We start from the raw sequence: 24268 nt of genomic DNA, 5'->3' as shown, positions 1-24268 counted from the left end.
ACTTACGCCCGAGATAACTCCCTGCGGGGAGTTATCTCGGGCGTAAGTAGTTATCTCGGCGGGGGGGGTCAGCCAGCCACCAACCGCTCGCCCGACTCTGCGTCGAAAAGGGTCAGTTCCTGCGCCACCGGGGCCACCCGCAAGACATCGTCGACCTGCGGGCGCAGCCGCTTGTCCAGCCGTACGGTGACGCGCTGCCCACCCGGAGCGGTGCCGTAGACGAAGACCTCGGCGCCGAGCGCTTCGACCAACTCGACCTTCAGCGGAACGCCGGTTGCATCGCTGCCGGACACGACGGTCCAACCTTCGGGTCGTACGCCGACCGTCACCTTGTCGGCCGAGCCGAGCAGCGCGCGCTGCGCCGGCACCCGTACGCCGAACACATCCAGCTGTCCTTCATGCACCGCGGCGTCGACCAGGTTGATCGACGGCGACCCGATGAACGCGGCAACGAAGGTGTTCACCGGCGCCTCGTAGAGCCGGTCCGGGGTGTCAACCTGTTGCAGCACACCGTCTTTCAACACGGCAACGCGGTGACCCATCGTCATTGCCTCGACCTGGTCGTGGGTGACGTAGACCGTGGTCACGCCCAGCCGCCGCTGCAGCGCGGCTATCTGGGCGCGGGTCGAGACCCGTAGCTTGGCGTCGAGGTTCGACAGCGGCTCGTCCATGCAGAAGACCTTCGGGCTGCGAACGATCGCGCGACCCATCGCCACCCGCTGCCGTTGCCCACCGGACATCTGACCCGGGCGACGATCGAGCAGCGGCTCCAGCTCGAGAATCTTCGCCGCTTCCAGAACCCGCTGGCGGGTCTCGGACTTGCTGACTCCGCTGTTGCGCAGCGCGAAGCCCATGTTGTCGGCGGCACTCATGTTCGGATAGAGCGCGTAGCTCTGGAACACCATGGCGACGTCACGGTCGCGCGGTCGTACGCCCTGCTGGTCATGGCCGTCGATGAAGACCTTGCCGTCGTCGACCGGTTCGAGACCGGCCAACATCCGCAGGGTGGTCGACTTGCCGCAGCCGGACGGCCCGACCAACACCAGGAACTCGCCGTCCTCGATGTGCAGGCTCACGCCGTCAACCGAGGGCTTGTCGTTTCCTTTGTGCAGCCGGGTCGCCCGATCGAAGGTGACAGTTGCCATGGACGAGTCAGGACTTCAGCTGGGGCTTGACCTGGGACTCGTACACCTTGGTGAGGTCCGTGTTCAACGCGCCGAAAATTGCGGTGACGTCGCCGCCGGCGACGATCTTGTCCAGTGCCTGACCGATCTTGGCGCCACCACCGGGAACGAACACGCGCGCATAGTCCTGCGGGCGGGTCTTGGGCAACTGGTCGAGCGCGACCTTGTATTCGGGGTGCGCCTTCAAGTAGGTCACCTCGGTGGCCTCGGTGACAGCCGACTTGCGAACCGGCATGTATCCGGTGCCCTGGCTGAAGGTTGCCGTGTTCTTGGCGTTGGTGAGGAACTCGACGAACTTGATCGCGTTCTTCTTGCGCTCGTCGGAGATGCCCTCCGGGATCCCGAGGCCGGCACCACCGGTCGGGCAGGTCTTGAGGCCATTCGGGGCGGGCACGAAACCGACACCCACCTTGAACTTGGCGTCCTTCAGGATGCCGGACAGACCACCGGTCGACTCGATGAGAACGCCGCCCAGACCCGCGGTGAAGTCGCTCTGGGAATCAGCCGAGGTGCGCAGGTAGCCGCTCTTCTTCCAGCTCTTGAGCATTTCGCCGGCCTTGACCGTGTTGGGGTCGGTGAAGGTGGGGGTCCACTCCTTGGAATACTGCCCGCCCATCGACCAGACGATCGACTGGAAGGTCCAGTCCAGGTAGTCCGCTCCGTCGTCCAGGACGATCGCGCTCTTGCCCGAACCCATCGCCGCCTGCAACTTCGGCGCCCATTGGGTGAACTCGTCCCAGGTGGCCGGCGCACGGTCGGGCAGACCGGCCTTCGCGAAGGCGTCCTTGTTGTAATAGAAGAGCACCGTCGAGCGGGCGTAGGGCAGCGCGAAGTGCTTGTCCTGGTAGGCGTAGTCGGCGTAGAGGCCGTCGACGTAGTCGTCGGTCGACAGGTTGTTCGCCTTCATCAGCGCGCCCATGTCGGTGAGGCGCTTGTTCAGAGCGAAGTTGAACCAGGTCACGTCGGAGACCACGATCGCGTCGGGCAGGTTGCCACCCGCGAGCGCCGCGTTGAACTTCTGCGCCGCCTCTTCGTAGTTCTTGCCGGCATCGGTCAGCTTGACTTTCAGGCCCGGGTTCGCCTTCTCGAAGTCGGCGATGATCGCGCGCTCGATGTCACCGGACTTGGCCGGGTGGTTGCTCCAGAAGTCAATGGTGTTGGTCGAGCCCTTGGCGCCGCTCGCACCCGAGGACGACGAGCTCGAGCTGCTGCCGGTGCCCGCGCAGGCGGCGAGGCCGGTGGCGGCGGCAGCGGATCCGACGAGTCCGAGGAACCCGCGGCGATCAATTCCAGACATGACTTCTCCTTGTTTCGCGTAAGTGCGTTTCAGCCCTTGACCGCACCCGCGGTAAGGCCCTTGATCATGTGGCGTTGAAGAACGAGGAACAGCAGCAGAACAGGCAGCATCGCCAGCACCGTGGCGGCCATGACTGGCCCCCAGTTGGTGATGCCGTCGTTGTTCTGCAGCAGCGTGAGGCCGACCGGCAGAGTGCCGCTTCGGGCGTCGTCGGACATCAGGAACGGCCAGAGATATTCGTTCCACTCATTGACGACGGTGATGATCGAGAAGGCAATCAGGGTGGGCCATGACATCGGCAGCACCACCCGCCAGAGCAGCTTCATAGGGCCCGCGCCATCGAGGCGAGCGGCCTCGATGATCTCGCCCGGCACCGACAGGAACTGGTTGCGCATCAAGAAGGTGCCGAAGGCCACCCCGGCGAGCGGGATGATGATGCCCTGATAGGTGTTGCGCCATCCGAGTTGGCTGACCAGCGCGTAGTTGGAGATCACGGTGATCTGGTTGGGCACCATCAGTGCCGCAATCACGATCAGGAACACCGCCGTACGCCCCGGAAAGCGCAGCAGTGACAGCGCGTAGGCGCTCAGCACACCCAGCACGATCTTGGCCGCCGACAGGATCAAGGTGATCAGCACCGAGTTCTTGAGGTAGGTCCAGAACGGGATGGTCTGGGTCGCTTCGCGGTAGCCGTCGGAGGTGGGGTGTGGCGGCCACCACGTCGCCGGCTGGGTGTAGATGTCGCCGCGATCCTTGAACGAGGTGATCACGATCCAGAACAGGGGCACTGCCACAACAAGAACGGTGATCCCCATCGCGAGGTAGCCGAGAGTCTGCGACATTCGTCCGCCGTGGTTGGCGGCCTCTGCCTGGTGGGCTTTGTCGCTCATGATTTGGCCCCCCGGTCCATCACTCGCACCTGAACGATCGTGACGAGCAACAAGATCACGAACATGATGGTGGCGATCGTCGCGCCGTAGCCGGCGCGCTGGTTGACGAACGTCTCCTGGTAGACCTGATAGACCAGCGTGGTGGTCGAATATCCCTGCGGGCCACCGCGGGTCATCACGTTGATGATGTCGAACACCTGCACTGAGTTGAGCAACACAGTGATCGACAGGAAGAAGGTCGTCGGCCGCAGCTGGGGTAGCAAAACCTTGGTGAACCGGCTCCACGCCGAGGCCCCGTCGATCTCCGCCGCTTCGTCGAGATCTGCGCGCCGTCCCTGCAGCGCAGCGAGGTAGATGACGAAGGTGTAGCCGAGGTTCTTCCAGATGTAGGTCACGGTCACCATGAACAGCGCCCAGTGCGGTTCCTGGTAGAAGTCCGGGGTGGTGAGACCGACGCGGTGCATCAGGTCGCGCACCAACCCGAAGTTCGGATCGAAGACGAACTGGAAGGCGATTCCGATCGCGGCGCCGGAGATCACGAATGGCGCGAACAGCACCGAGCGCACCACGTTGCGGCCGCGCAATTTGCGGTCGAGCAGCATTGCCAGCGCGAGCCCGAGCGCCATCGACAGACCCACCGTTGCGATGGTGAAGATCAGCGTGTTCAGCAGGACCTGATGGGAGTTCGGGTCATGCAGCCATTCGGTGTAGTTGGCGAAACCGATGTATTTCGCGGTCGGCGCCGACAGGTTCCAACTGGTGAACGACAGCCGAATGTTGTCGATCAACGGGCGGTAGGTGAAGACCCCCAGCAGCGCGAGGTTCGGCAGCAACAGCGCGGCGGCCAGCAGCCACTCCCCACTGGAGCGTCCACGGCGGCGCGGCGGAGGTCCAACCGGGTCCGGCACGACGAAGCCCGCGGGAGGCGGTTCGGTCGCGGCGGTCACGATTCGGGACTGTACGCCGTTACGGGGGACAGATGGGTGAACAGCGGCCCACGGGTCCGTGACGCGGGTCCGAACGGTTATTCCGATCCGCGCGCGCTCAGAGTAAGTCGGTCAACTCCGTCGCCGCCGCCTCGCGGACGACCCGCTGGGCTGCCCCGGCGGTCGGCGCCGTACGTGCCAGGTCGGCCAGCCGTACGCACTCCAGCCGGGTGTGCCGGGAAAGGGCGAAGCGCACCATCGGCACCTTGGAGGGTGCCATCGACAGACTCGAGACGCCCAGCCCGACCAGCACCAGCGCGAGCAGCGGATCCCCGCCGGACTCCCCGCAGACACCGACCGGTTTGTCGCGCAGTTGACCACCGGCGCACGCCGCGGCCACCACGTCGAGCACCGCCGGCTGCCACGGGTCGAGCAGGTCGGCCAGGTCACCGGCCATCCGGTCAGCCGCCATCGTGTACTGGGCCAGGTCGTTGGTGCCGAGGCTGGCGAAGTCGACCTCGGCCAGCAGGTCGCCAGCGCGCAGCGCCGCGGCTGGCACCTCGATCATCACGCCCACCTTCGGCAGGCCGTGGGCTCGTACGCGTTCGGCGAACCAGGCCGCCTCGTCGACGGTGGCGACCATCGGAGCCATCACCCGTACGTCGGCGCCGGTCGCCCTCCCAGCGGCGGCGAGCGCGGCGAGTTGGCTGTCCAGCAGTTCCGGACGGGCCTGCGAGAGCCGCAGTCCGCGCCGACCGAGCGCCGGGTTCTCCTCGGGACCGAGGTCGGCGAAGGCGAGCGGTTTGTCGGCGCCGGCGTCGAGCGTCCGGACGACGACCCGGCGGCCCTCGAACGGCTGGAGGACCTTCGCGTAGATCTCGGTTTGCTGCTCGACCGTGGGCGCGGTCGCGGCGGACAGGAACACGAACTCGGTGCGGAACAGACCCACCCCCTCGAGGTCCTGCGCGCCTGCGGTGACCGCGTCGTCGACGCCGCCGATGTTGGCCAGCAACGCCACCGGCTCACCGTCGGCCGTACGCCCCGGGCCGGCGGAGCCGGTCAGCGCGGCAGTACGACGGACGCCGCGCTGCTGCATCCGCGTCACCACCTCCGGTGTCGGACGGATCACCACCTCGCCGGTGTCGCCGTCGACCGCCACCGGAGTCCCTGGCTCGATGTCGAGCACGCCCTCGCAGTGGACGACCGCGGGGATACCCATCTGGGCGGCCAGAATCGCGGTATGACTGGTGCGGCCACCGGCACGGGTCACGATGCCGACGACCAGCGATCGGTCGAGCATCGCGGTCTCCGCCGGAGCGAGGTCCTCGGCGACGATCACCGAGGGCTCGGCCAGCGGCGGCACACCGGGGGTCGGCACCCCGAGGACGGCCGCGACGGTGCGGGATCCGACGTCGCGCAGATCGGTGACCCGCTCGGCGAACAGGCCGCCGAGCGCCTCGAACTGCGCGGCGTAATCCTCGATCGCGAGGTCGACGGCGGTCGCCGGTCCGCGGCCGGCGGTCAGGTGTTCACCGACCGCCTTGTAAAGACCCTTGTCCTTGGCGATCAGCGCCGTGGCCTTGAGAATCTGCCGGCCGGTTTCGTCGGCCGCCTCGGCGCGCTGCAGCAGGTCGGCCGCGACCTCGGCGAACTTCTCCTTGATCCGGTCCAGTTCCACCCCCGGGTCGGCCGCCGCCGGCTCATCCGCCGGCGGGCGAACTGGCGGCGCGACCTTCACGACCGGGCCGTACGCGGTCCCGCCGCTGACCCCGATGCCCTGTGTCATCGACTTACTCCTGGTCCAGATCCCGCGACAGCAGCGCGACCAGCTGGTCGAGCGCGTCGTCGGCGCCGTCACCCTCGGCGCTCAGCACGACCTCTTCGCCGTGCTTGGCGCCGAGTGCCATGACCCCAAGGATCGAGGTGGCGTCGACCGGGTCCTCGCCCGGCCGGGCGATCTCCACGTCGAGGCCGGTCTCGCTCGCGGCCTCGACGAACAGGGAGGCGGGACGGGCGTGCAGGCCGACGGACGAGGCGATGACAACGGTGCGCTGTGCCATGAGGTGCTCCTAGGGGTATTGGTGAGAAGGGGATTCAGACGGTGACGGGCTCGGCCGCGGCCTCGGTGACCGGGGTGCCGGCCTTGCGAGCGGCGGCTTGCTTGAGCACCACCACGATGGCAGCCATCACCACGATTCCGATGGCGAGCGCGAGGACGAACATCGCGAAGTTGCCGATCAGCGGGAGAACCCAGATGCCGCCGTGCGGGGCGCGCAGCGTGGCGCCGAACGCCATGGACAGTGAGCCGGTGACCGCCGAGCCGACGGTTGAGGCGGCGATGACCCGCAGCGGGTCAGCCGCGGCGAACGGGATCGCACCCTCGGAGATGAATGAGGCCCCGAGCAGCCAGGCCGCCTTGCCGTTCTCCCGCTCGACCGGCGTGAAGACCTTCGGCCGTACGGTCGTGGCCAGGGCCAGGCCCAGCGGTGCCACCATGCCGGCGGCCATGACCGCCGCCATGATCTTCAGCTGCGGCGCGTTCTGCGCGGTGCCCGCGGCGCTGAGGCCGGCCGTGGCGAAGCCATAGGCGACCTTGTTGATCGGACCGCCGAGGTCGAAGCCCATCATCGCGCCAAGGATCAGGCCGAGCAGCACGGCGCTGGCACCGGTCATCCCGCCGAGGCCGGAGTTCAGGGTGTCCATCAGCCACTTGATCGGACGGCCGAGCACGGTGATGAACAGACCGACGGTGATCAGGGTCGACAGCAGCGGGATGACGACTACCGGCATGACGCCGCGTACGTTCTTGTGCACCTTCCAGCTGGCGATCCAGTGGGCGACGAAACCGCCGACCAGACCGGTGACGAGGCCGCCGAGGAAGCCCGCGCCCATCTGCGCGGAGACGTAGCCACCCACGATGCCCGGCGCCAGACCGGGACGGTCGGCGATCGCGAAGGCGATGTAGCCGGACAGGATCGGCACCAAGAAGGTGAACGCCGCGCCGCCGATGACGAACAGCAGCGCCGCCCACGAGGTCAGGCTGACCGGGTTGAAGTGCTGCATGATGTTGTATTTGCCGTCGGCGGTCAGGCCGTACTTCACGATCTCGAGCGGGCCCTCCTTGCCGATCGCGATGTTCGACAGCATGAAGCCGAGCGCGATGAGGATGCCACCGGCCGCGACGAACGGGATCATGTAAGAAACACCGGTCATCAGAGCCTTGCGCAACCGGGTTCCGATGCCCTCCGCCTCGGTCTCGGTGGCGTCGACCGGGCTCGCGGCAGCCGCCACCGACCGGTTCGGGTCGGCCGCCCATTGGTCGGCCAGTTTGATGGCCTGGGCCACCAGCGCCGGACCGTCGCCGATCGCGCGCTTCACGCCCACGTCGACGGTTGGCTTGCCGGCGAAGCGCGCACGATCGCGCACCTCGACGTCGTGGGCGAAGATCACCGCATCGGCCTCGGCGATCTGCCGGGCGCTCAACGGGGTCACCCCCGCGCTGCCTTGGGTCTCGACGGTCATCGTGTGGCCGGCCTCGCGCGCCGCGTTCTCCAGCGCCTCGGCGGCCATGTAGGTGTGGGCGATGCCGGTGGGGCAGGACGTGACGCCGACCAGCTTGTACGACCGGCCCTGGTCTGGGGTCTCGGCGGCCTCCGCCGGACCCGCGACAGCCGTCGTGGCGGCCGTCGCGGCGGCCGTCGCGGCGGCGGGAGCAGCGGCAGGCGCCTGCTTCGCCGGCGCGTCCACCGAGACCCGACTCTCGACCAAATCGACAACCTGCTGCTCGTCGGTGGCGGACTCCAGCTGGGCTCGGAACTCCTTGTCCATCAGTGCCTTCGCCAACTTCGGCAGCATCTGCATGTGGGCGTCGCCGCCGGCTTCGGGCGCAGCGAGCAGGAAGATGATGTGGGCGGGGCCGTCCTTGGCGCCCCAGTCGATGCCCTCCCGGGTCCGGCCGAAGACCAGCGACGGCTCGGTGATCGCGGCACTGCGGGCATGCGGGATGCCCAGGCCGCCCGGCAGGCCGGTCGCCATCTTGAACTCGCGGTCGCGAACGTCGGCCAGGAACTGGTCGAGGTCGGTGCACCGGCCGGTGTCGACCAGGGTGCGGGCCAGCGTCTCGGTCGCCTCATGGCGATCGGCGCCGGTCAGGTCGAGGACGACCTGCTGGGTGGTGATGAGTGACATTTGTCGTCACGTCCTCTCTGGCGAGCGGGAACCGCTGGCGGAAATTCGGGTGGTCGGATCGGGCCGTTCGGCGGCGCGTACGGAAACTGCCGCGACGGCTTCGGGGGTCGGCACGTCGCTGCCGGGAAGCGCGACGGCTGCCGCGCCCCAGGCCACTCCGGCCGCGAGTGAGTCCGCGAGGCTGCGCCCCGCGGCGAGGCCGTCGAGCAGCCCCGCGAGCAGGCAGTCGCCCGCCCCCACGGTGCTGACCGGACGGGCGACGGTGGCGCCGGCCCACAGCCACGCCCCGTCGAGCTGGGTGCGGTCGACCGCGATCGCGCCGTCGGCCCCGAGACTGACGACGACGGTCTCAATCCCGGCCCGTACGAGGTCGCGGGCCGCCGCGACCACGTCGCCCATGGCGGGCAACGGGCGACCGACGAGCTCGGCGAGTTCTTCGTGGTTGGGCTTGATCAGCGACGGCTGGACCGCCACGGCGTCGGCGAAGGACGCGCCGGAGGAGTCGATGGCCACGCGCGCTCCGGCGGCCCGCACCCGGCGTACGAGCTCGGCGTAGAAGGTGGTCGGAACCCCGGGCGGCAGCGAACCGCAGCCGACGACCCACTGCGCTCCGGCGGCCGCCGCGACGGTGGTTGCCAGCAGATCCTCCACGTCCTGCGGGCTCAACGCAGGTCCGCTCTCGTTCAGCTTCGTGGTGGTGCCGTCGGGGGTGACCGCGGCGATGTTCATCCGGGCCGAACCCTCGATGGCGACGTCGCGGTGGCTCACGCCTGCCCGGTCGAGCAGGTCGGTCAGCAGGCGTCCCTCCGGGCCGCCGACCGGCAGCACCGCCAGGGTGCTCGATCCGTTGGCCACCAGCGCACGGGAGATGTTGACGCCCTTGCCGCCCGGGTCGACCCGGCTGGCGGTGGCGCGCTGCACTTCACCGAGCTCGATCCGTTCGAAGCTGATCGTGCGGTCGACGCTGGGGTTCGGGGTGAGAGTGACGATCATGCCCGCGTCACCTCGACCCCGGCCGCCTCGAGATCGGCGACGGCGCTGTCGTCAACGCCGTCGTCGGTGACGACACCGTCGATTTCGTCGTAGGTCGCAAAGCTCTGGAAGTGGTCGGTGCCGAACTTGGAACTGTCGCTGACCACCACCACGCGGCGCGCCGCCTCGACCATCGCCCGCTTCACGGTGGCCTCGGCCTGGTCCGGCGTGGTCAGTCCGCGGCGTGGCGAGATGCCGTTGGTGCCGACGAACGCCAGGTCGACGGTCAGGCCGCGCAACGCAGCGGCCGCCCAGTCACCCACCGTGGCACCGGTGCGGGCGCGAACCCGACCGCCGACCACGAACAGGTCGAGCTCGTCGCGGCCGGACAGCAGCGCGCCCACCTGCACCGAGTTGGTGACGACGGTCAGCGCGCGGCCGGGCACGATCAGCTCGGCGATGGCGACCGTGGTGGAGCCCGAGTCGAGCAGCAAGGTCGTGCCGTCCTCGATGAGGTCCAGCGCGCGGGCGGCGATGCGCTTCTTCTGCGCGGACAGTCGCCCGACTCGGGTGGCGAGGGTGGTCTCCGGCTCGAGCCGGTCCGCCGCGATCGCGCCGCCATGGACCCGGCGTACGAAGCCCTTGCGTTCCAACTCGCTCAGATCCCGCCGGACGGTCTCGGTGGTCACCGCCAGGCGCTCGGCGGCGGCGGTTACCTCGACCCTGCCGGCGGTGCGGACGTGGTCGAGGATGCGCTGCTGGCGCTCTGCTGCGTACATCTGCGAGACCTCCTCGTGTGGTGTGGCTCACAAGAAAACCACTCACTCGGGGCGAAGTCAACAGATTCCAACATTTGTTTCAGTGGTTTAGCCGCGCACCGACAGCCCCGAACTCACCGCAACGGGTCACGTACGCTCGGTCGCATGCTCACCGTGATCACCGGCGCCAGCTCAGGCCTCGGCGCAGAAATGGCTCGCCAGTTCGCCGCGAAGGGCAGCGACCTTGCCCTCGGGGCGCGCCGCGCCGACCGGCTCGAAGAACTGAAAACCGAACTGGCCCAAGCCCATCCGGGCGTACGGGTGGAGCTGTATCCGCTCGACGTCACCGACGATGGCTCGGTCTTCGCCTTCTTCCACGAGGTCAGCGAAGACTTCGACCAGGTCGATCGGGTGATCATCAATGCCGGCCTCGGCAAGGGTGCGCCGATCGGCACCGGGAAGTACCACGCCAACAAGCAGACCGCGCTGACGAACTTCGTCGGCGCGCTGGCCCAAGCCGAGGCCGCGATGGAGATCTTCCGCGAACAGAAGACCGGACACCTCATTTTCATCTCTTCGATGAGCGCGATGCGCGGGATGCCGAAGGCGGTGACGACGTACGCCGCAACCAAGGCCGGCGTTGCCCACCTCGCCGAGGGCATCCGCAACGAGATGATCAGCGCGAAGGACCTCGACATCAGCGTCAGCACCATCTATCCGGGCTACATCCGCTCCGAGATGAACGCCGGCGTCAAGAACCCGCCCTTTGTCGTCGACACCGAGGTCGGGGTCAAAGCGATGGTCGAGGCGATCGAGAAGAAGCAGCAGAATGCGCGCGTTCCGTCGTGGCCCTGGGTGCCGCTGGGCACCGCGATGCGCAACCTGCCGCTCGGTGTGGTCAAGCGCCTGACCTAAGCCGGCGCCGCCCGCCACGGCTGCACGAACGGGTTCCCCGGGCGATCGTCTCGGCTGATGGCGCGCGACAAACCCTTCCATCACGTCTGTACGCCCCTGTGGCCACTTTCTGACCGCAAGGAACAGCGCGGTCGACGGAACGATTGCGGGCCCAACGCCGTTGAAAAACACTCAGGCCCCCGTCGTTCCCGCGCGTCGCACCCCGTGACGCCCTCAACCCCGAGGACCCCCTTGCAGACCACCCCTCTTGTCTGGATCGCGACGATCGCAGGCATCCTTGCTCTTCTCGCTTTCGACTTCTTCTTCCACGTTCGCAAGGCCCACGAACCGACCCTCAAGGAGTCGGCCCTTTGGTCGGCGTTGTACGTCGGCATCGCCCTGCTCTTCGGCGTCGGCGTCTGGATCGTCGCCGGCCCCGGTCACGGCGCCGACTATTTCGCGGGCTACATCACCGAGAAGGCGCTCAGCGTCGACAACCTGTTCGTCTTCCTGGTGATCATGAGCGCCTTCGCGGTGCCTCGCGCGTACCAACAAAAGGTGCTGCTGGTCGGCATCGCCTTCGCCCTGGTCGCCCGCGGCATTTTCGTCGCCCTAGGCGCGGCGATGATCAACACCTTCAGCTGGACGTTCTACATCTTCGGGTTGGTGTTGCTGCTGACCGCCGGCCACATGTTCAAACCCGAGGGCGAAGACACGCACTCCGCCGACAACATGATCACCAAGGTCGCCCGCAGGCTGTTCCGCGCCGGCGACGAATTCGACGGCGACAAGCTGTTCACCCGGGTCAACGGCAAGCGCGTGATGACCCCGATGCTGCTGGTGATGATCGTCATCGGCGGCAGCGACATCCTGTTCGCGCTCGATGCAATCCCGGCTATCTATGGCCTGACCGAGCAGCCGTACATCGTCTTCACCGCCACTGCGTTCTCGCTGCTCGGCCTGCGTCAGCTCTACTTCCTGATCGACGAACTGCTGGACCGACTCGTCTTTCTCTCCTACGGCCTCGCGATCATCCTGGGCTTCATCGGCGTAAAACTGCTGTTGCACGCCCTGCACAAGAACTCGCTGCCGTTCATCAACGACGGCGAACAGGTGCACCTCATCGAGCTCAGCACCCCCGTCTCGCTCGGTGTCATCGTCGGCGTGTTGATCGTGACCGTGGTTGCCTCGCTGGCCGCTTCCCGACGAACAAGCCAGACCGACCGGAAGGACAACCTCGATGCGTAAATCGTTGACGTGGACCACGATTGCGCCGATCGCTGCCTTGCTCGGCCTCGGCGCGACCTGGGGCCGAGACCTGCCGACGATCCTGGTGATCGTCGTGGCCGGCCTGCTCGGCGCCGCCGTTCTCGCCGCCGTCCACCACGCCGAGGTCATCGCCCACAAGGTCGGTGAGCCATTCGGTTCGCTGCTGCTCGCGGTCGCGGTCACGGTCATCGAGGTCGGCTTGATCGTCACCCTCATGCTCGGCGGCGGCGACAAGACCACCACGCTCGCCCGCGACACCGTCTTCGCCGCGGTGATGATCACCTGCAACGGGATCGTCGGATTGTCGCTGCTGATCGCGGCGATCAAAAGCCGGTTCGGGATGTTCAATCCGGAGGGCACCGGCGGCGCGTTGGCCACGGTGATCGTCCTGGCCGGCACCTGCCTGGTATTGCCGACGTTCACCTCCAGCGCCTCCGGGCCCGAGTTCTCCGGACCACAACTCGCGTTCGCCGCGGTCGCTTCGCTGGCGCTCTATCTGTTGTTCGTTTCGACCCAGACGGTGCGCCATCGCGACTTCTTCCTGCCGGTCGGCGAAGACGGAAAGCCGCTGGACGAGGACGTCCATGCGCAGCCACCGACAACCCGCGAGACCCAAGTCAGCCTGGCGCTGCTGTTGTTCTCGCTGGTTGCCGTCGTCGGTTTGGCGAAGGTCATCTCCCCCGCCCTGGAACACGGCGTCGCGGCGCTCGGCATGCCGCAGGGCGTCGTCGGTGTGGTGATCGCGCTGGTCGTCCTTGCGCCGGAAAGTCTCGCGGCGGCGAACGCCGCACGGCGGGGGCGTACGCAGGTGGCGCTCAACCTCGCGTACGGGTCGGCGATGGCCTCCATCGGACTGACCATCCCCGCGCTTGCGGTCGCCTCGATCTGGTTGGACGGTCCGCTGCATCTGGGCCTGGGCGCGACACATCTGGTGTTGCTGTCGCTGACCGTGGTGGTCGGAATTCTGACGATCGTGCCCGGGCGGGCGACGCGGTTGCAGGCGGGTGTGCACCTCGTCCTGCTGGGGGCCTATCTGTTCCTGACCGTCAATCCCTGACGGCTCATCGGATCGAGCCGATCAGGCCGACATCGCCAGCTGCTGACCCAGCTGGGAGTAGCGGTCCAGAATCGGGGTCCAGAAGTTGTCGACCATTTCGCCGAAGTTCTCGATTTCGGAGTCGATCGCGTAGGTCAGCACCATGACGGTGCGCTGACATCCGTCGGGCCGCAGACGGACCGAGAGCGTGTCGGTGGAGTTGTGCTGCAGGCGGGGACTGGTGGCAGTCCACGTGCAGTCGAAGCCGTACGGGTCAATGTTCAGGCAGGTGCCCTCGATGGTGAGTTCGCGCTTCTCGCTGCTGACTCGGAACGGCAGGCCACGACCGGCGATGGTGATGTATTCGGTGTCATCGGTAGTCCAGAACCACTCGCGCAGGACCTCAACGTCGCACCACGCCAGCAGCGCGTCGCGCATCGAGAGGTCGACGGTGCGTCGATAGAGGAAATCCTGGATCATGAGAAAACGGTAATGGACGCCAGGTGCTCGAATGACCTCTGAGGGCCCTGAGGCTTGACACTTGACCAAGATTTTACGCTTCGGCGCCCTGCTGCCACAGTGAGCGGGTGCTGCACGTCGTCTTCTTCGAACCCCAGATCCCTCCGAACACCGGCAACGCGATCCGGTTGGCGGCGTGCACGCCGTCGCATCTCCACCTCGTCGAACCGCTCGGGTTCAACCTCGAGGACACCCAATTACGCCGGGCCGGCCTCGACTATCACGACCTCGCGGTGGTGACCGTTCACCCCCATCTCGACTCCCTGTGGGAAGCGCTTCCGGACAACAGGGTGTTCGCGTTCACCAGCCGTGGCGAGCGAGTCTTCTCCCAAGTTTCGTACGAACCGGGGGACGTCCTGCTCTTCGGGCGCGAGGCCGACGGTCTGCCGCCGGAGGTGCTGGAACACCCCCGCGTGACCGATCGCGTACGCCTGCCGATGATGCCGGGCCGTCGCTCGATGAACCTCGCGAACACCGCCTCGATCGCGGTCTACGAGGCATGGCGGCAGTGGGATTACGCGGTTCCCGACGGCAGCGATTCGACCCTCTCGTAACGCGGTCACCCCGACGGGCCTTGGCGTAGTTGGGCGGGTGAGTGCCCATCGTCCCGACTGCGGTGGATGATGGGAGGCATGACGCTGCACGCCGACGATTACCAGGCCCTCCGCACTCGTTACGACGACATGACCTACCGCCGCTGCGGTCGCAGCGGGCTCGACCTACCCGCGATCTCGCTCGGCCTCTGGCACAACTTCGGCGATGACTTCCCGATCGGCAATCAGCGCGCGATCCTGCGCCGGGCGTTCGACCTCGGCGTCACTCACTTCGATCTGGCGAACAACTACGGACCGCCGTACGGCAGCGCGGAGCGTAATTTCGGCACGATCTTCGCCCAGGACTTCAAGCGCTATCGCGACGAACTGATCATTTCCAGTAAGGCCGGCTACGACATGTGGCCAGGGCCTTATGGGCAGGGCGGCGGCTCGCGTAAATACCTGATCAGCTCGCTCGACCAGTCGCTCGCGCGGATGGGGCTGGACTACGTCGACATCTTCTACAGCCACCGTTTCGACGACTCGACGCCGCTGGAAGAGACGATGGGCGCGCTTGATTCGATCGTCCGATCCGGCAAGGCGCTCTATGTCGGGATCTCCTCCTACAGCGGCGACCGCACCCGCGAGGCGGTGCAGATCCTGCGCTCGATGGGCACCCCGCTGCTGATCCACCAGCCGTCCTATTCGATGTTGAACCGCTGGGTCGAGGAGGACCTGCTCGACGTTCTCGAGGAGACCGGCGTCGGCGCGATCGCCTTCTCCCCGCTCGCTCAGGGGCTGCTGACGAACAAGTACCTCGGTGGCGTCCCGGCGGATTCGCGTGCGGCGCAAGGGAAGTCGCTGGGTGAGTCGCAGTTGAACGAGCGCAACCTCAAGCACGTTCGAGCCCTCAACGAGATCGCCACCGGTCGCGGTCAGACGCTGGCTCAGATGGCGCTCGCATGGGTGCTGCGCGACCCGCGGATCACCTCCGCCCTGGTCGGCGCGTCCAGCGTGAAGCAGCTGGAGGACTCCCTCGGTGCCATCCGGAACCTGGACTTCAGCGACACCGAGCTCGCCACCATCGACGGTCACGCGGTCGAGGGCGGCATCAACCTGTGGAAGACCTCGAGCGACAGCTGAGCGCAGCAGTTAGGAATCTGCGGCGTCGATGAAGCGCCGGCCGAGGTCACGCAACGCGGTGCGCACTTCCTCGCCCCGGACGACCCGAAACGGCGCGGGCAGCATCGCCAGCATCTCGACGTAGGTCCATGGGTTGCTGGTGGTGCCGGCCAGCCGCGTCGTCTCGCCCTCAGCGGTGAGCCGGCCGAGGTTGCGCGGCAGCCAACCCAGCTTCCCCAGCGGCGCGTCGATCTCGACCTCAACCTCGAACTCCCAACCGGCAGCGAGGTGTTCCTCCAGCGCCGTCACCGGGTCGAGGTCCGCGGGCGGGACCACGTTGCCCTCGAGTCCGGTCACGGCGGTCACCCGGTCGACCCGGTAGGCGCGGGTGGCCTCGGAGGTGCGCGAATGACACAGCAGATACCACCGGCCGTGGCGCACCACCACACTCCACGGCTCCACCTCGAAGACGCGGTCGGCGCCCTTCTCGGTGCGGTAATCCAGCCGTACGGGTCTTCGGTCGGCGCAAGCGCCGACGAGTTCGGCGGTGATCCCCGGGTCGGGGCGGGCGGCGCTGGTGTCGGGGGCGGCGGCTGCCGTCGTACGAATGACTTTCGCTTGGGCCGCAACCGATTCCGGCAGCGTACGCAGGAGTTTGCCGAGCGCTGACGACACCGGATCGTCGGGGGCGTCGACCTGGTGGTGGCCATCGAGCGCGGCCATGACCAGCCCGATCGCTTCGTCGGAAGTGAACATCAGCGGCGGCGGACGCACCCCCCGGCCGGGCCGATATCCGCCGGCGGGGCCGCTGACCGACTGCACCGGGATGCCCGCCTCGCGCAGGATCGCGATGTAGCGGCGGGCCGCTCGCGATGTGACGCCGAGCCGCTGCGCGATCTGATCGCCGGTGATCCCCGGCCGGTTCTGCAGCAGCTCAAGGGTGAGCAGCGCCCGGGCGGTGGGGCTCACCTCGCTCATGTCGTGCCTCTCCGGAAGGAAAACGTCCGCAACGCCCCCTAGCCTGCCAAACATGGACTTCTTCCAGCAGCAGATCCCCGGTTCGACCTTCCGGCAGATCGATGTCTCGGAGTCGCGCTTTGCGGAGATCCGCGCGAACAAGGCGCAGGTCACCGACGCGGATCTGCGCGATCTGCAGCTCAATGACGTGGCCCTCGACGGCCTGCGGATCCGCGGCGCCTATGCCGAGGAGCGCGGCATCGACATCGACGGAGCGTTCTCGACACTGACCGTCAACGGCATCGATGTGATGCCCCTGGTCGAGCAGGAATTGGGGCGCCAGTTCCCGCCGTACGCCCTCCTGAAGCCGGCGGATCCGGCTGGGTTCCGCGCAGCGTGGGATGCGGTCGAAGCCTTTTGGGAGACCACCATGCAACGGGTTGCCGGGCTCGACGAGGAGTTGTTGCACCAGTCCGTCGACGGCGAGTGGTCGTTCATTCAGACCCTGCGCCACCTCGTCATGGCGACCGAATGTTGGGTGTTGCGCAGCATGCTGCGGCAGTGGGCGCCGTGGCATCCGCTGAGCCTTCCGTGGTCGACCATGCCGCCGACCGAGGGCGTTCCGAACGACCCTGATGCGCGGCCATCGCTCGCCGAAGTGATAGCGGCGCGCAAAGACCGGATGGCGGTCGTCCGCCGGGTGGTCGACGACCTGACCTCGGAACGGATCGACGCTCCCGGCCCGACACTTGAGGGTCCTGGATGGCCGCCGGAGGGCGAATCCTTCACCGCCCAGATCTGCCTGCACACCGTGTTCAACGAGGAGTTCTGGCACCACCGCTACGCGCTGCGCGATCTGGCCGTCCTCACCGGCGAGACCTGGTGATCGAACTCTCCGCGCGCGACGCCCGCCGTCTGGCCGTACGCGCACAGCTGCTGACCGCACCGCGGCCGACCGATCCGCTCGGGGTGATCCGCCACCTCACCCATCTCCAGGCAGACATGACCGCCTATGTCGCGCCGAGCGCAGACCTGGTGTTGGGCAGTCGAGTTCGCGACTATCGCCCCGGCGACCTCGACCGGCTCGTGGACGACGGCTCGGTCATCGAGCTGCGCGGGATGCTGCGGCCGGCCGAGGACCTCGCGTTGTATCTGGACGAGATGCGGATGTGGCCCGGGCCGGAGCCATGGCGCGACTGGCAGACCGAGAACTTGGTGTGGTTGGAGGCGAACGATCAGGGCCGGCGTGAGGTGTTGTCGGCGCTGCGATCGGACGGTCCGCTGACTACCGCGGAACTGCCGAACGCCTGTGATGTGCCGTGGACCTCCAGCGGCTGGACCGACGACAAAACCCTGCAGGCGTTGTTGAACATGATGGTGCAACGGGGTGAGGTCGCGGTGGTGGGTCGGGAAGGCCGAAACCCGTTGTGGGATCTGGCTTCTCGCGTCTATCCCGACGTCGAACCGGTGCCCTTCCCCGAAGCGATTCGGATCCGCACCGAGCGATCACTGGCGGCGTTGGGGATCATGCGGCAGCGGGCGTACACAATCCGTGAGCTGGTTTTTGACATCGGTCCAGTGGGCGCTGCGGCGCGGATCGAGGGCGTACGCGGCAAGTGGTGGGTCGACCCGGAGCTGCTCGAGGTTCCCTTCCGCGGGCGCACTGCGCTGCTGTCCCCCCTCGACCGGCTGATCTTCGACCGCAAACGGATGGCCGAGATCTTCGGGTTCGACTACCAGTTGGAGATGTACAAGCCGGTGGCCAAACGCCGCTGGGGCTACTTCGCCCTCCCGGTCCTGCACGGCGACCGCCTGATCGGCAAAGTCGACGCCCAGTCCCTCCCGGAAACCGGCGAGCTGAAGGTCCATGCGATCCACGAGGACGAGCCGTTCGCACCGAGTGTGCGGGAATCCGTACGCCGGGAGTTGCGGGGGCTGGCCACCTCGCTCGGCCTTGAGTTGCGGTGAGGTGACTGAGTTTCGTACGACCCGCACCAGCAGGAGCACAGCGGCGATGCTCTTGCCGGCCGGGTAGCCGAAGTTGATGGTGATGCCGACGCCGAACCGCTTCAGAACGAAGAGGGCTGGGTTGTCTAGGTCGGAGGAGAACAGGGCACCGCCGCGGCCGGCAGCGCGATCCCGACCAGCGGAACGAGCAGAGCCAGCGCGGTCAGGGCAACCCAAACCGCGGCAGGCTCCGCTCGTTGGCGGCCACTAGGACTTCTTAGCGGCCGCGAACTTCCCTGTGGCGCGGTTGAGTTCGTCGACAAGGTCGTCTTGAGAGAGGCCGCGGGCAACACCCTCGGCGGCAATACCGGCGAGGCGCGCACGCCAAGCGGGCAGTGTCGACCGCGGGGGAACCGCGACGGTGCTGCCGGACCGGTCGTTGGTGACCAGGAAGCCGTCGGCGCGCAGCAGGTCGTAGGCCCGCACCACCGTTCCGGGGTTGATGCCGAAGGCGTCAGCCAGCGCGCGTACGGACACCAGCGGGTCACCGGGCGAAAGGTCACCGTCGGCGATCCCAGCAACCACCTGGTCGCGGATTTGTTGGTAGATGGGCAACGGCGAGTTCGGGTCGATCTCGATGTCCAAGGGGCTCTCCTGTGTCAGGTCGAGAGGTACATGTCAGTTGTACCCCATCCACAAGGACAGTCCCGGGAACGACGCCGCTCAGTTCTCGTTGAATCGGTTCAGACCCGGCTCCAACCCGACCGGCTGCGTCGGTGTCGGGGTCAGCGGTTCGATCGCCACAATCGGGTGGCTCACCGGTTGGTGAGTGGTCAGCAGGAACTCCTGGCCGGCGTGCGAGAGAGTGACATGCCCATCCGGGCCGTCATCGAGGGTGTACGTCGCCCGGTCGGCGGTGATTTCCACCCGCACCTTGCACTCCCGCCAGTGGATCGCGAACGCCAACCGGCTGACGTCGGCCGGCAAATGCGGGTCGAAGGTCAGGTGGCCGTGATGGTCGCGCATTCCACCGAACCCACACACCAGCGCCAGCCACGAACCGGCCAACGACGCCATGTGAACGCCGTCTTTGGTGTTGTGTTCCAGGTCGCGCAGGTCCATCAGCGCCGCCTCGTTGAGGTATTTCCATGCCAGGTCAAGGTGGCCGGTCTCGGCGGCCATCACTGACTGGGCACACGCCGACAGCGAGGAATCACGAACCGTCACGCGCTCGTAGTATTCGAACGCCTTGGCCTTCTCCAAGGGAGTGAACCGGTCGCCACACCAGTGCATCGCCATCACCAGGTCGGCCTGCTTGACCACCTGCTTGCGGTAAATGTCGAAGTAGGGGTAGTTCAACAGCAACGGATAACGCTTGTTGCGATCGGTCTCGGCGAAGTCCCACAGGGCATGCCCGGTGAAGCCACGATCCTGCTGGTGCACCCCTCGCTCGTCATCGAAGGGCAGCGAAATCTTTTCGTACGCCTCACGCCACACCCCGATTTCCTCGGCAGTGACCGCCAGGTCGGCCGCCTCGCGCGGCCACCGCTCGACCGTCTCGGCGGCGAAGAGCATGTTTCGCGCGGCCATCAGGTTCGTGTAGATGTTGTCGTCGACAATCGCGCTGTATTCATCGGGACCAGTCACCCCGTCGATGTGGAAATGGCCGTCGTCGCCGAAGTGACCGAGCGATTCCCACAGCCGCGCGGTGTGCACCAGCAGCGGCAGCGCCGTCTCCCGGTCGAAGTCTTGATCGCCGGTCCACCAGACGTGCCGGGCCGCCATCACCGCAATGTCGGCGTTGATGTGGAACGCGGCGGTGCCGGCCGGCCAATAGCCCGAGCACTCCTGCCCCCAGATGGTTCGCCAGGGGAACGCGGCCCCCTTCAGGTGCAACGTCTTGGCCCGATCGAGCGCATCCTCCAGAGTGCGCAGCCGCCACACCAGGGCGTGGGCCGAGGCCAACGGGCGGGTCGCAGCCAACACCGGCAGCACGTACGTTTCGGTGTCCCAGAACGAATGTCCGTCGTATCCCGGTCCGGTCAATCCCTTCGCCGGGATCGCGCGGCCCTCGGCGCGAGCGCCCGCCTGCAAGACGTGCCATAGCGCGAACCGAACGGCCTGCTGGATGGCTGGCGCGCCGTCGATCTCCACGTCGGCGCCGTCCCAGAACTCGTCGAGGAAGGCGCGCTGTTCAGCCAACAAGCCATCCCAGCCGGTGTGCATCGCCGAACTCAGCGCGGCGTCGACCTGGTCGCGCAAGGCGGCCGGCGAGCGCCGGTGAGACCAGCCGTACGTGACGAATTTGTCGACCCGCAGCGACTCCCCCGGGGCCAACTGAGCTCCGGCGGTCGTACGGGTCCAGTCGTCGCCGAGGAAGGTGTGTGAGTGAACGTCGTCAGCGACGCCATCGCCGTCGACATCTGTGTCGATGATGTGGTCACAGGCGGCGGCGAACCGCAACTTGCTCTGCTTGGTCTCAAACATCAACATCGACCGGTCACCGGTGTTGCTCTTCTCGATGAGTTCCAGCGGCTTGTCGAGCGCGGCAGCCACCCGCGGGTCGTCGGTTTTGATCGGGATGTCCTCGTTGGCCACCAACTCCGACTGCATCACCACGTTGACCGGCCGGTTGACCGCCTCCACCTCGAGGTGGATCGCCAACAGTGCGCGTTGGGTGAAGGAGACCATCCGGGTCGACCGCAAAATGACCCGTACGCCCGACGGCGCCTCCCACTCCATCTCGCGGCGCAGCAGCCCGGCGCGCAGGTCGAGGTTGCGTTCGTGGTGGATGACGCGCCCATAGCGAGTGTCGAGCGGTTGGTCATCGACCAGCAGCCGAATCAGCTTGCCATCAGCCACATTCACGACCGTTTGGCCGCTCTCGGGGAAGCCGTATCCACCCTCGGCGTAGGGCAGCGGCCGCTTCTCGTAGAACGAGTTCAGGTAGGTGCCCGGCAGGTAGCTCGGGTCGCCCTCATCGAGGTTGCCGCGCACCCCGATGTGGCCATTGGAGAGCGCAAAGATCGACTCCGACTGACCGAGCCCGTTCAGGTCAAGACCCACCTGACGAACACACCAGGGGTCAACGATCAGTTCGGCGTCGGCGTTCATGGGGTGTCCTCCAGCAGGTCGGCCAAGTCATCAATGACGACGTCGGCGCCGTGGTCTTTCAGGTCTTTTGCGTGGTCAGCATCGAGCCGGTTCACCCCGATCACCCGGCCGAATTTCCCGGCCCGGCCGGCCTGCACGCCCGAGGTTGCATCCTCAAAAACCGCACACTGTTCGGCGGTCGCTCCGGCCAATGCGGCGCCGGCGAGGAAGGAGTCAGGGGCTGGCTTTCCGGGCAGTTTCTGTTCGGCCAAGGTGTTGCCATCGACCCGCCCTTCAACGAACTCGGCCAGCCCGGTCACCCGCAACACCAACTCGGTGTTGGCGCTTGAACTGACCACGATCCGGCGGAGCCCAGCATCGCGAGCAGCCGCGAGGTAGCGCCGTGAGCCGGGATAGACGGTGACCCCATTGCGAGCAATCTCGGCCTGCACCAAGTCGTTTTTCCGGTTGCCCAGACCCCATACGGTCTCCTTCGCCGGCTGATCGTCCGGACTTCCGTCGGGCAGCGAGATCCCCCGCGACGCCAAGAAGTCACGTACGCCGTCTTGGCGCGGTTTGCCGTCGACGTGGGCGTTGTAGTCGGCATCGGTGAACTCGCTTTGCCCGGTTTGGGCCTTCAAGAAGTCGTCGAACATTTGCTTCCAACAGGTGCGGTGGACCGAGGCGGTGTCGGTCAGCACTCCGTCCAGGTCGAACAGGCAGGTCGTCGTGACCTCGGGCAAACCGAGCGCATTGGGCGCAACAGACATCGCGGATCTCCCTCGCTGACTTTGGGAATGGCGGCGAATCCAACGTAGCGAAGCACTAGGTCCTAAGCGGGAGTACGCCCCCGCGCGGCGTGGGCCAGACCGGTGAGGGTGAACGATCCGGCCGGTCGACCGAGCCGAACAAAGAGCGCGCCCTGCAGCCGGTCGAGATCGGCCGCAGACAGGGTCGCGACGTAGGCGCCGACTGGCCCCACACCGTGTTGGAAGGATTGCCACAGTTCGTCGTACGACGCGTAGTCGCGAGTCACTCGCAGCTCCGCTTGGGTCACGTCCAACAGGCCACTGCGAGTGAACAGATCGGCCAATTCGCCTGCGCCACCGAATCGTTCGACGCCGGTTTCGTCGGGTGCGTCCGGCAGAACCGTCAGGGCCGCGTCCCAGAAGGTGCGCAGCAGTTCCATCCCCTGAGCCAGGTCCCAGACGCAACCGGCGACGATTCCGCCGGGCCGAACCACTCGACTCATCTCGGCGACCGCGCGCGGCGGATCGCTGACGAAGTGGAAGACCAACTGGGCGGCTGCGATGTCGAAACTGTGGTCGGCGAAGGGCAAGTTTTCGGCGGGCCCCTGCTCGACGGTGATCCCCGGATGGCGGGTTCGATATTCCTGCACGAAACCGGGTGATGGATCAACGGCGCTGACCCGCGCACCCCGACTGATCGCCTCGCCGCTCAACGCACCCGGGCCACACCCAACGTCGAGCAGCGCTGCCGCAGAGTCGATTCCGATGAAGTCAGCGAACAGCGGCGCGAGCTTGATGGCGTACCGGCCCATGAATTGGTCGTACGCATCGCCAGATGCTTGGAAGGTGTTGCTGCCCTCAGCGGTCGCCACCTCATCCATCGTCCTCTGGGTCGGCGCGGTCGGCAAGGGGTGCAGGTGAGACACGTCACGCCGAATCCCGGTCGCGTTACCTCGGCGAAAACTCACCGGCGACTATGCGACTGCCAGATTGCCCCTGAGTTCTCACTGTCCTGGCGGGGGGCATAGTGATGAGTGAGCCGCTGACAGTGGTCCACATTGGCTTCACGGACCTTCGGAGCATGAACGTAGACGCTGGCCCTGCCAGTCGCCGGGCGGGTGAGCGGCTGGTGAGATGCCGCGCCTCGCTCGCATTCCATTAGGGCGCCGACCTCGAGGAACTCTTCGCCGTCTACGCGACTGATCAGGCTACGGTGCCGGCGGCGATCGAGACGGACAAGAACCTGCTCGTACCCGCGCGCGGTAGCCCGATACCGGGAAAGTCACGGGCAAGCCGGTGGCAAGTGCGATCCCGGTCACGCCCTGGTCCTGGCCCGACATCCTGCGCACGGACGCCCACCGACACCGCGTGATGCCACAGATCAGAGCGAACGCCTTGGCCATCAAGGCCGCACTGGCCCGCCAGCATGAGGAGGCGATCTGGGCCGAGCAGCCGAGGATCAGCCGGCTGCGCTCGAACCTGCTGGAGCTCCATCCCCAAGCGCTGCAAGCAATTAGTTTCCTTGGTTGCTCACAAAGAGCGAATTTGTGGAGCGCCACATTTCTGCGCCAGACTCACCCCAAAGATCGGCGTCGTCCAGCCGATATAAGGCGCCCGCAGCGTCGCTTATGTCCAAATCGAGATTTTTGCTCGCCATTTTGTCGCCGGACATCCGGACCGGTGAAGGCTCCATTAGCTCCTGCCCAAGTCACGGCTCGCGACCTTGTTGGCAGTCTCAATCTACCCCCCGCGAATCGCCATCCCGCCCCCGGGCGGCTGTACGCGAAAGCTTTACCTACGCCGAATGTGGCCGCCGTGATAAGCCCATAACCGGGAACTGCAGGAACGGCACGAACTCCTCCCAGGTTGAGCGCCACGCCTTGATCATCGCTGGGTAGATCGCCTCCCACTGCTCGGCGAAGTCGGCGAACGCG

Annotated in this window: 22 protein-coding genes and 2 pseudogenes; 7 read left to right on the top strand and 17 right to left on the bottom strand. The window is 66.8% G+C overall.

Annotated features, from left to right (window positions below; genetic code table 11):
• Positions 1–68: 68 nt before the first annotated feature.
• The 9 genes from ACYU98_RS11655 to ACYU98_RS11615 all read right to left on the bottom strand — a co-directional run bounded on the left by ACYU98_RS11655 (position 69) and on the right by ACYU98_RS11615 (position 10236).
• Positions 69–1145: an ABC transporter ATP-binding protein gene (locus ACYU98_RS11655; RefSeq protein WP_460468388.1), complete on the bottom strand. Its 1077-nt coding sequence runs from the start codon at positions 1143–1145 to the stop codon at positions 69–71.
• A gap of 7 nt (positions 1146–1152) precedes the next feature.
• Entirely contained in the window at positions 1153–2481 is a 1329-nt protein-coding gene (locus tag ACYU98_RS11650; RefSeq protein WP_460468387.1) for an ABC transporter substrate-binding protein, read from the bottom strand.
• A 29-nt stretch (positions 2482–2510) separates the two neighbouring features.
• Complete coding sequence (locus ACYU98_RS11645; RefSeq protein ID WP_460468386.1) at positions 2511–3371, bottom strand: carbohydrate ABC transporter permease; 861 nt, start codon at positions 3369–3371, stop codon at positions 2511–2513.
• On the bottom strand, positions 3368–4318 hold the full coding sequence (locus tag ACYU98_RS11640) for a carbohydrate ABC transporter permease (RefSeq protein ID WP_460468385.1): 951 nt from the start codon (positions 4316–4318) through the stop codon (positions 3368–3370). The genes ACYU98_RS11645 and ACYU98_RS11640 overlap by 4 nt, the downstream gene beginning before the upstream one ends.
• 97 nt (positions 4319–4415) lie before the next feature.
• A complete protein-coding gene (gene ptsP, locus ACYU98_RS11635; RefSeq protein WP_460468384.1) occupies positions 4416–6083 on the bottom strand; it encodes a phosphoenolpyruvate--protein phosphotransferase in 1668 nt (555 codons plus the stop codon).
• Between the two features lie 4 nt (positions 6084–6087).
• On the bottom strand, positions 6088–6357 hold the full coding sequence (locus tag ACYU98_RS11630; protein WP_460468383.1) for an HPr family phosphocarrier protein: 270 nt from the start codon (positions 6355–6357) through the stop codon (positions 6088–6090).
• A 34-nt stretch (positions 6358–6391) separates the two neighbouring features.
• Positions 6392–8485: a PTS fructose transporter subunit IIABC gene (locus ACYU98_RS11625; RefSeq protein WP_460468382.1), complete on the bottom strand. Its 2094-nt coding sequence runs from the start codon at positions 8483–8485 to the stop codon at positions 6392–6394.
• A gap of 6 nt (positions 8486–8491) precedes the next feature.
• On the bottom strand, positions 8492–9478 hold the full coding sequence (pfkB, locus tag ACYU98_RS11620; protein WP_460468381.1) for a 1-phosphofructokinase: 987 nt from the start codon (positions 9476–9478) through the stop codon (positions 8492–8494).
• Positions 9475–10236 carry a DeoR/GlpR family DNA-binding transcription regulator gene (locus tag ACYU98_RS11615; RefSeq protein WP_460468380.1) on the bottom strand — a complete coding sequence of 254 codons (762 nt, stop codon included), beginning with the start codon at positions 10234–10236 and terminating at the stop codon, positions 9475–9477. Before ACYU98_RS11615 ends, pfkB begins: the two co-directional genes overlap by 4 nt.
• A gap of 144 nt (positions 10237–10380) precedes the next feature.
• Between ACYU98_RS11615 and ACYU98_RS11610 the strand changes: the two genes are divergently transcribed.
• From ACYU98_RS11610 to ACYU98_RS11600, 3 genes are all read left to right on the top strand, one after another.
• Complete coding sequence (locus ACYU98_RS11610; RefSeq protein ID WP_460468379.1) at positions 10381–11130, top strand: SDR family oxidoreductase; 750 nt, start codon at positions 10381–10383, stop codon at positions 11128–11130.
• 231 nt (positions 11131–11361) lie between these two features.
• A complete protein-coding gene (locus tag ACYU98_RS11605) occupies positions 11362–12357 on the top strand; it encodes a TerC family protein (protein WP_460468378.1) in 996 nt (331 codons plus the stop codon).
• Positions 12350–13435 carry a calcium:cation antiporter gene (locus tag ACYU98_RS11600; RefSeq protein ID WP_460468377.1) on the top strand — a complete coding sequence of 362 codons (1086 nt, stop codon included), beginning with the start codon at positions 12350–12352 and terminating at the stop codon, positions 13433–13435. Before ACYU98_RS11605 ends, ACYU98_RS11600 begins: the two co-directional genes overlap by 8 nt.
• A 21-nt stretch (positions 13436–13456) precedes the next feature.
• Here the strand turns inward: ACYU98_RS11600 and ACYU98_RS11595 are convergent, their stop codons facing one another.
• A complete protein-coding gene (locus tag ACYU98_RS11595; protein WP_460468376.1) occupies positions 13457–13894 on the bottom strand; it encodes a hypothetical protein in 438 nt (145 codons plus the stop codon).
• 107 nt (positions 13895–14001) lie between these two features.
• Between ACYU98_RS11595 and ACYU98_RS11590 the strand changes: the two genes are divergently transcribed.
• Together ACYU98_RS11590 and mgrA are read left to right on the top strand one after the other, a co-directional pair.
• Positions 14002–14487, top strand: coding sequence for a tRNA (cytidine(34)-2'-O)-methyltransferase (locus ACYU98_RS11590; RefSeq protein ID WP_460468375.1), 486 nt, complete (start codon positions 14002–14004; stop codon positions 14485–14487).
• 78 nt (positions 14488–14565) lie between these two features.
• Positions 14566–15609, top strand: a complete 1044-nt coding sequence (mgrA, locus tag ACYU98_RS11585) for an L-glyceraldehyde 3-phosphate reductase (RefSeq protein ID WP_460468374.1) — start codon at positions 14566–14568, stop codon at positions 15607–15609.
• A 9-nt stretch (positions 15610–15618) separates the two neighbouring features.
• On the opposite strand, the gene ACYU98_RS11580 is transcribed toward mgrA, so the two are convergent.
• Positions 15619–16566, bottom strand: coding sequence for a helix-turn-helix transcriptional regulator (locus ACYU98_RS11580; RefSeq protein WP_460468373.1), 948 nt, complete (start codon positions 16564–16566; stop codon positions 15619–15621).
• A 52-nt stretch (positions 16567–16618) separates the two neighbouring features.
• On the opposite strand from ACYU98_RS11580, the gene ACYU98_RS11575 reads away from it, so the two are divergent.
• Together ACYU98_RS11575 and ACYU98_RS11570 are read left to right on the top strand one after the other, a co-directional pair.
• Positions 16619–17431, top strand: coding sequence for a DinB family protein (locus ACYU98_RS11575; RefSeq protein WP_460468372.1), 813 nt, complete (start codon positions 16619–16621; stop codon positions 17429–17431).
• A complete protein-coding gene (locus tag ACYU98_RS11570; protein WP_460468371.1) occupies positions 17428–18513 on the top strand; it encodes a DNA glycosylase AlkZ-like family protein in 1086 nt (361 codons plus the stop codon). Before ACYU98_RS11575 ends, ACYU98_RS11570 begins: the two co-directional genes overlap by 4 nt.
• A 60-nt stretch (positions 18514–18573) precedes the next feature.
• Here the strand turns inward: ACYU98_RS11570 and ACYU98_RS11565 are convergent.
• The 6 genes and pseudogenes from ACYU98_RS11565 to ACYU98_RS11540 form a co-directional block, all read right to left on the bottom strand.
• A pseudogene (locus ACYU98_RS11565) lies at positions 18574–18729 on the bottom strand (DUF5808 domain-containing protein); the annotation flags it as partial.
• A gap of 30 nt (positions 18730–18759) precedes the next feature.
• Positions 18760–19137 (bottom strand): GntR family transcriptional regulator, encoded by a 378-nt coding sequence (locus ACYU98_RS11560; protein WP_460468370.1) that lies wholly within the window; start codon positions 19135–19137, stop codon positions 18760–18762.
• A 78-nt stretch (positions 19138–19215) separates the two neighbouring features.
• A complete protein-coding gene (locus ACYU98_RS11555; RefSeq protein ID WP_460468369.1) occupies positions 19216–21606 on the bottom strand; it encodes a glycoside hydrolase family 65 protein in 2391 nt (796 codons plus the stop codon).
• Positions 21603–22355 carry a beta-phosphoglucomutase family hydrolase gene (locus tag ACYU98_RS11550; protein ID WP_460468368.1) on the bottom strand — a complete coding sequence of 251 codons (753 nt, stop codon included), beginning with the start codon at positions 22353–22355 and terminating at the stop codon, positions 21603–21605. The genes ACYU98_RS11555 and ACYU98_RS11550 overlap by 4 nt, the downstream gene beginning before the upstream one ends.
• Before the next feature lie 62 nt (positions 22356–22417).
• Positions 22418–23206 carry a class I SAM-dependent methyltransferase gene (locus ACYU98_RS11545; protein WP_460468367.1) on the bottom strand — a complete coding sequence of 263 codons (789 nt, stop codon included), beginning with the start codon at positions 23204–23206 and terminating at the stop codon, positions 22418–22420.
• Positions 23207–24162: 956 nt separating this feature from the next.
• Positions 24163–24268, bottom strand: a pseudogene (locus ACYU98_RS11540) (transposase); the annotation flags it as partial.

This window comes from Calidifontibacter terrae (assembly GCF_054778835.1).
This window is presented reverse-complemented; position numbering and strand designations above follow the sequence as displayed.

Coding starts and splice junctions, on each gene's coding strand:
- ACYU98_RS11575 (WP_460468372.1), top strand. CDS start 16,619: ATGGACTTCTTCCAGCAGCAGATCCCCGGTTCGACCTTCCGGCAGATC.
- ACYU98_RS11625 (WP_460468382.1), bottom strand. CDS start 8,485: ATGTCACTCATCACCACCCAGCAGGTCGTCCTCGACCTGACCGGCGCC.
- ACYU98_RS11580 (WP_460468373.1), bottom strand. CDS start 16,566: ATGAGCGAGGTGAGCCCCACCGCCCGGGCGCTGCTCACCCTTGAGCTG.
- ACYU98_RS11645 (WP_460468386.1), bottom strand. CDS start 3,371: ATGAGCGACAAAGCCCACCAGGCAGAGGCCGCCAACCACGGCGGACGA.
- ACYU98_RS11595 (WP_460468376.1), bottom strand. CDS start 13,894: ATGATCCAGGATTTCCTCTATCGACGCACCGTCGACCTCTCGATGCGC.
- ACYU98_RS11600 (WP_460468377.1), top strand. CDS start 12,350: ATGCGTAAATCGTTGACGTGGACCACGATTGCGCCGATCGCTGCCTTG.
- ACYU98_RS11650 (WP_460468387.1), bottom strand. CDS start 2,481: ATGTCTGGAATTGATCGCCGCGGGTTCCTCGGACTCGTCGGATCCGCT.
- ptsP (WP_460468384.1), bottom strand. CDS start 6,083: ATGACACAGGGCATCGGGGTCAGCGGCGGGACCGCGTACGGCCCGGTC.
- ACYU98_RS11610 (WP_460468379.1), top strand. CDS start 10,381: ATGCTCACCGTGATCACCGGCGCCAGCTCAGGCCTCGGCGCAGAAATG.
- ACYU98_RS11655 (WP_460468388.1), bottom strand. CDS start 1,145: ATGGCAACTGTCACCTTCGATCGGGCGACCCGGCTGCACAAAGGAAAC.
- mgrA (WP_460468374.1), top strand. CDS start 14,566: ATGACGCTGCACGCCGACGATTACCAGGCCCTCCGCACTCGTTACGAC.
- ACYU98_RS11550 (WP_460468368.1), bottom strand. CDS start 22,355: ATGTCTGTTGCGCCCAATGCGCTCGGTTTGCCCGAGGTCACGACGACC.
- pfkB (WP_460468381.1), bottom strand. CDS start 9,478: ATGATCGTCACTCTCACCCCGAACCCCAGCGTCGACCGCACGATCAGC.
- ACYU98_RS11555 (WP_460468369.1), bottom strand. CDS start 21,606: ATGAACGCCGACGCCGAACTGATCGTTGACCCCTGGTGTGTTCGTCAG.
- ACYU98_RS11630 (WP_460468383.1), bottom strand. CDS start 6,357: ATGGCACAGCGCACCGTTGTCATCGCCTCGTCCGTCGGCCTGCACGCC.
- ACYU98_RS11615 (WP_460468380.1), bottom strand. CDS start 10,236: ATGTACGCAGCAGAGCGCCAGCAGCGCATCCTCGACCACGTCCGCACC.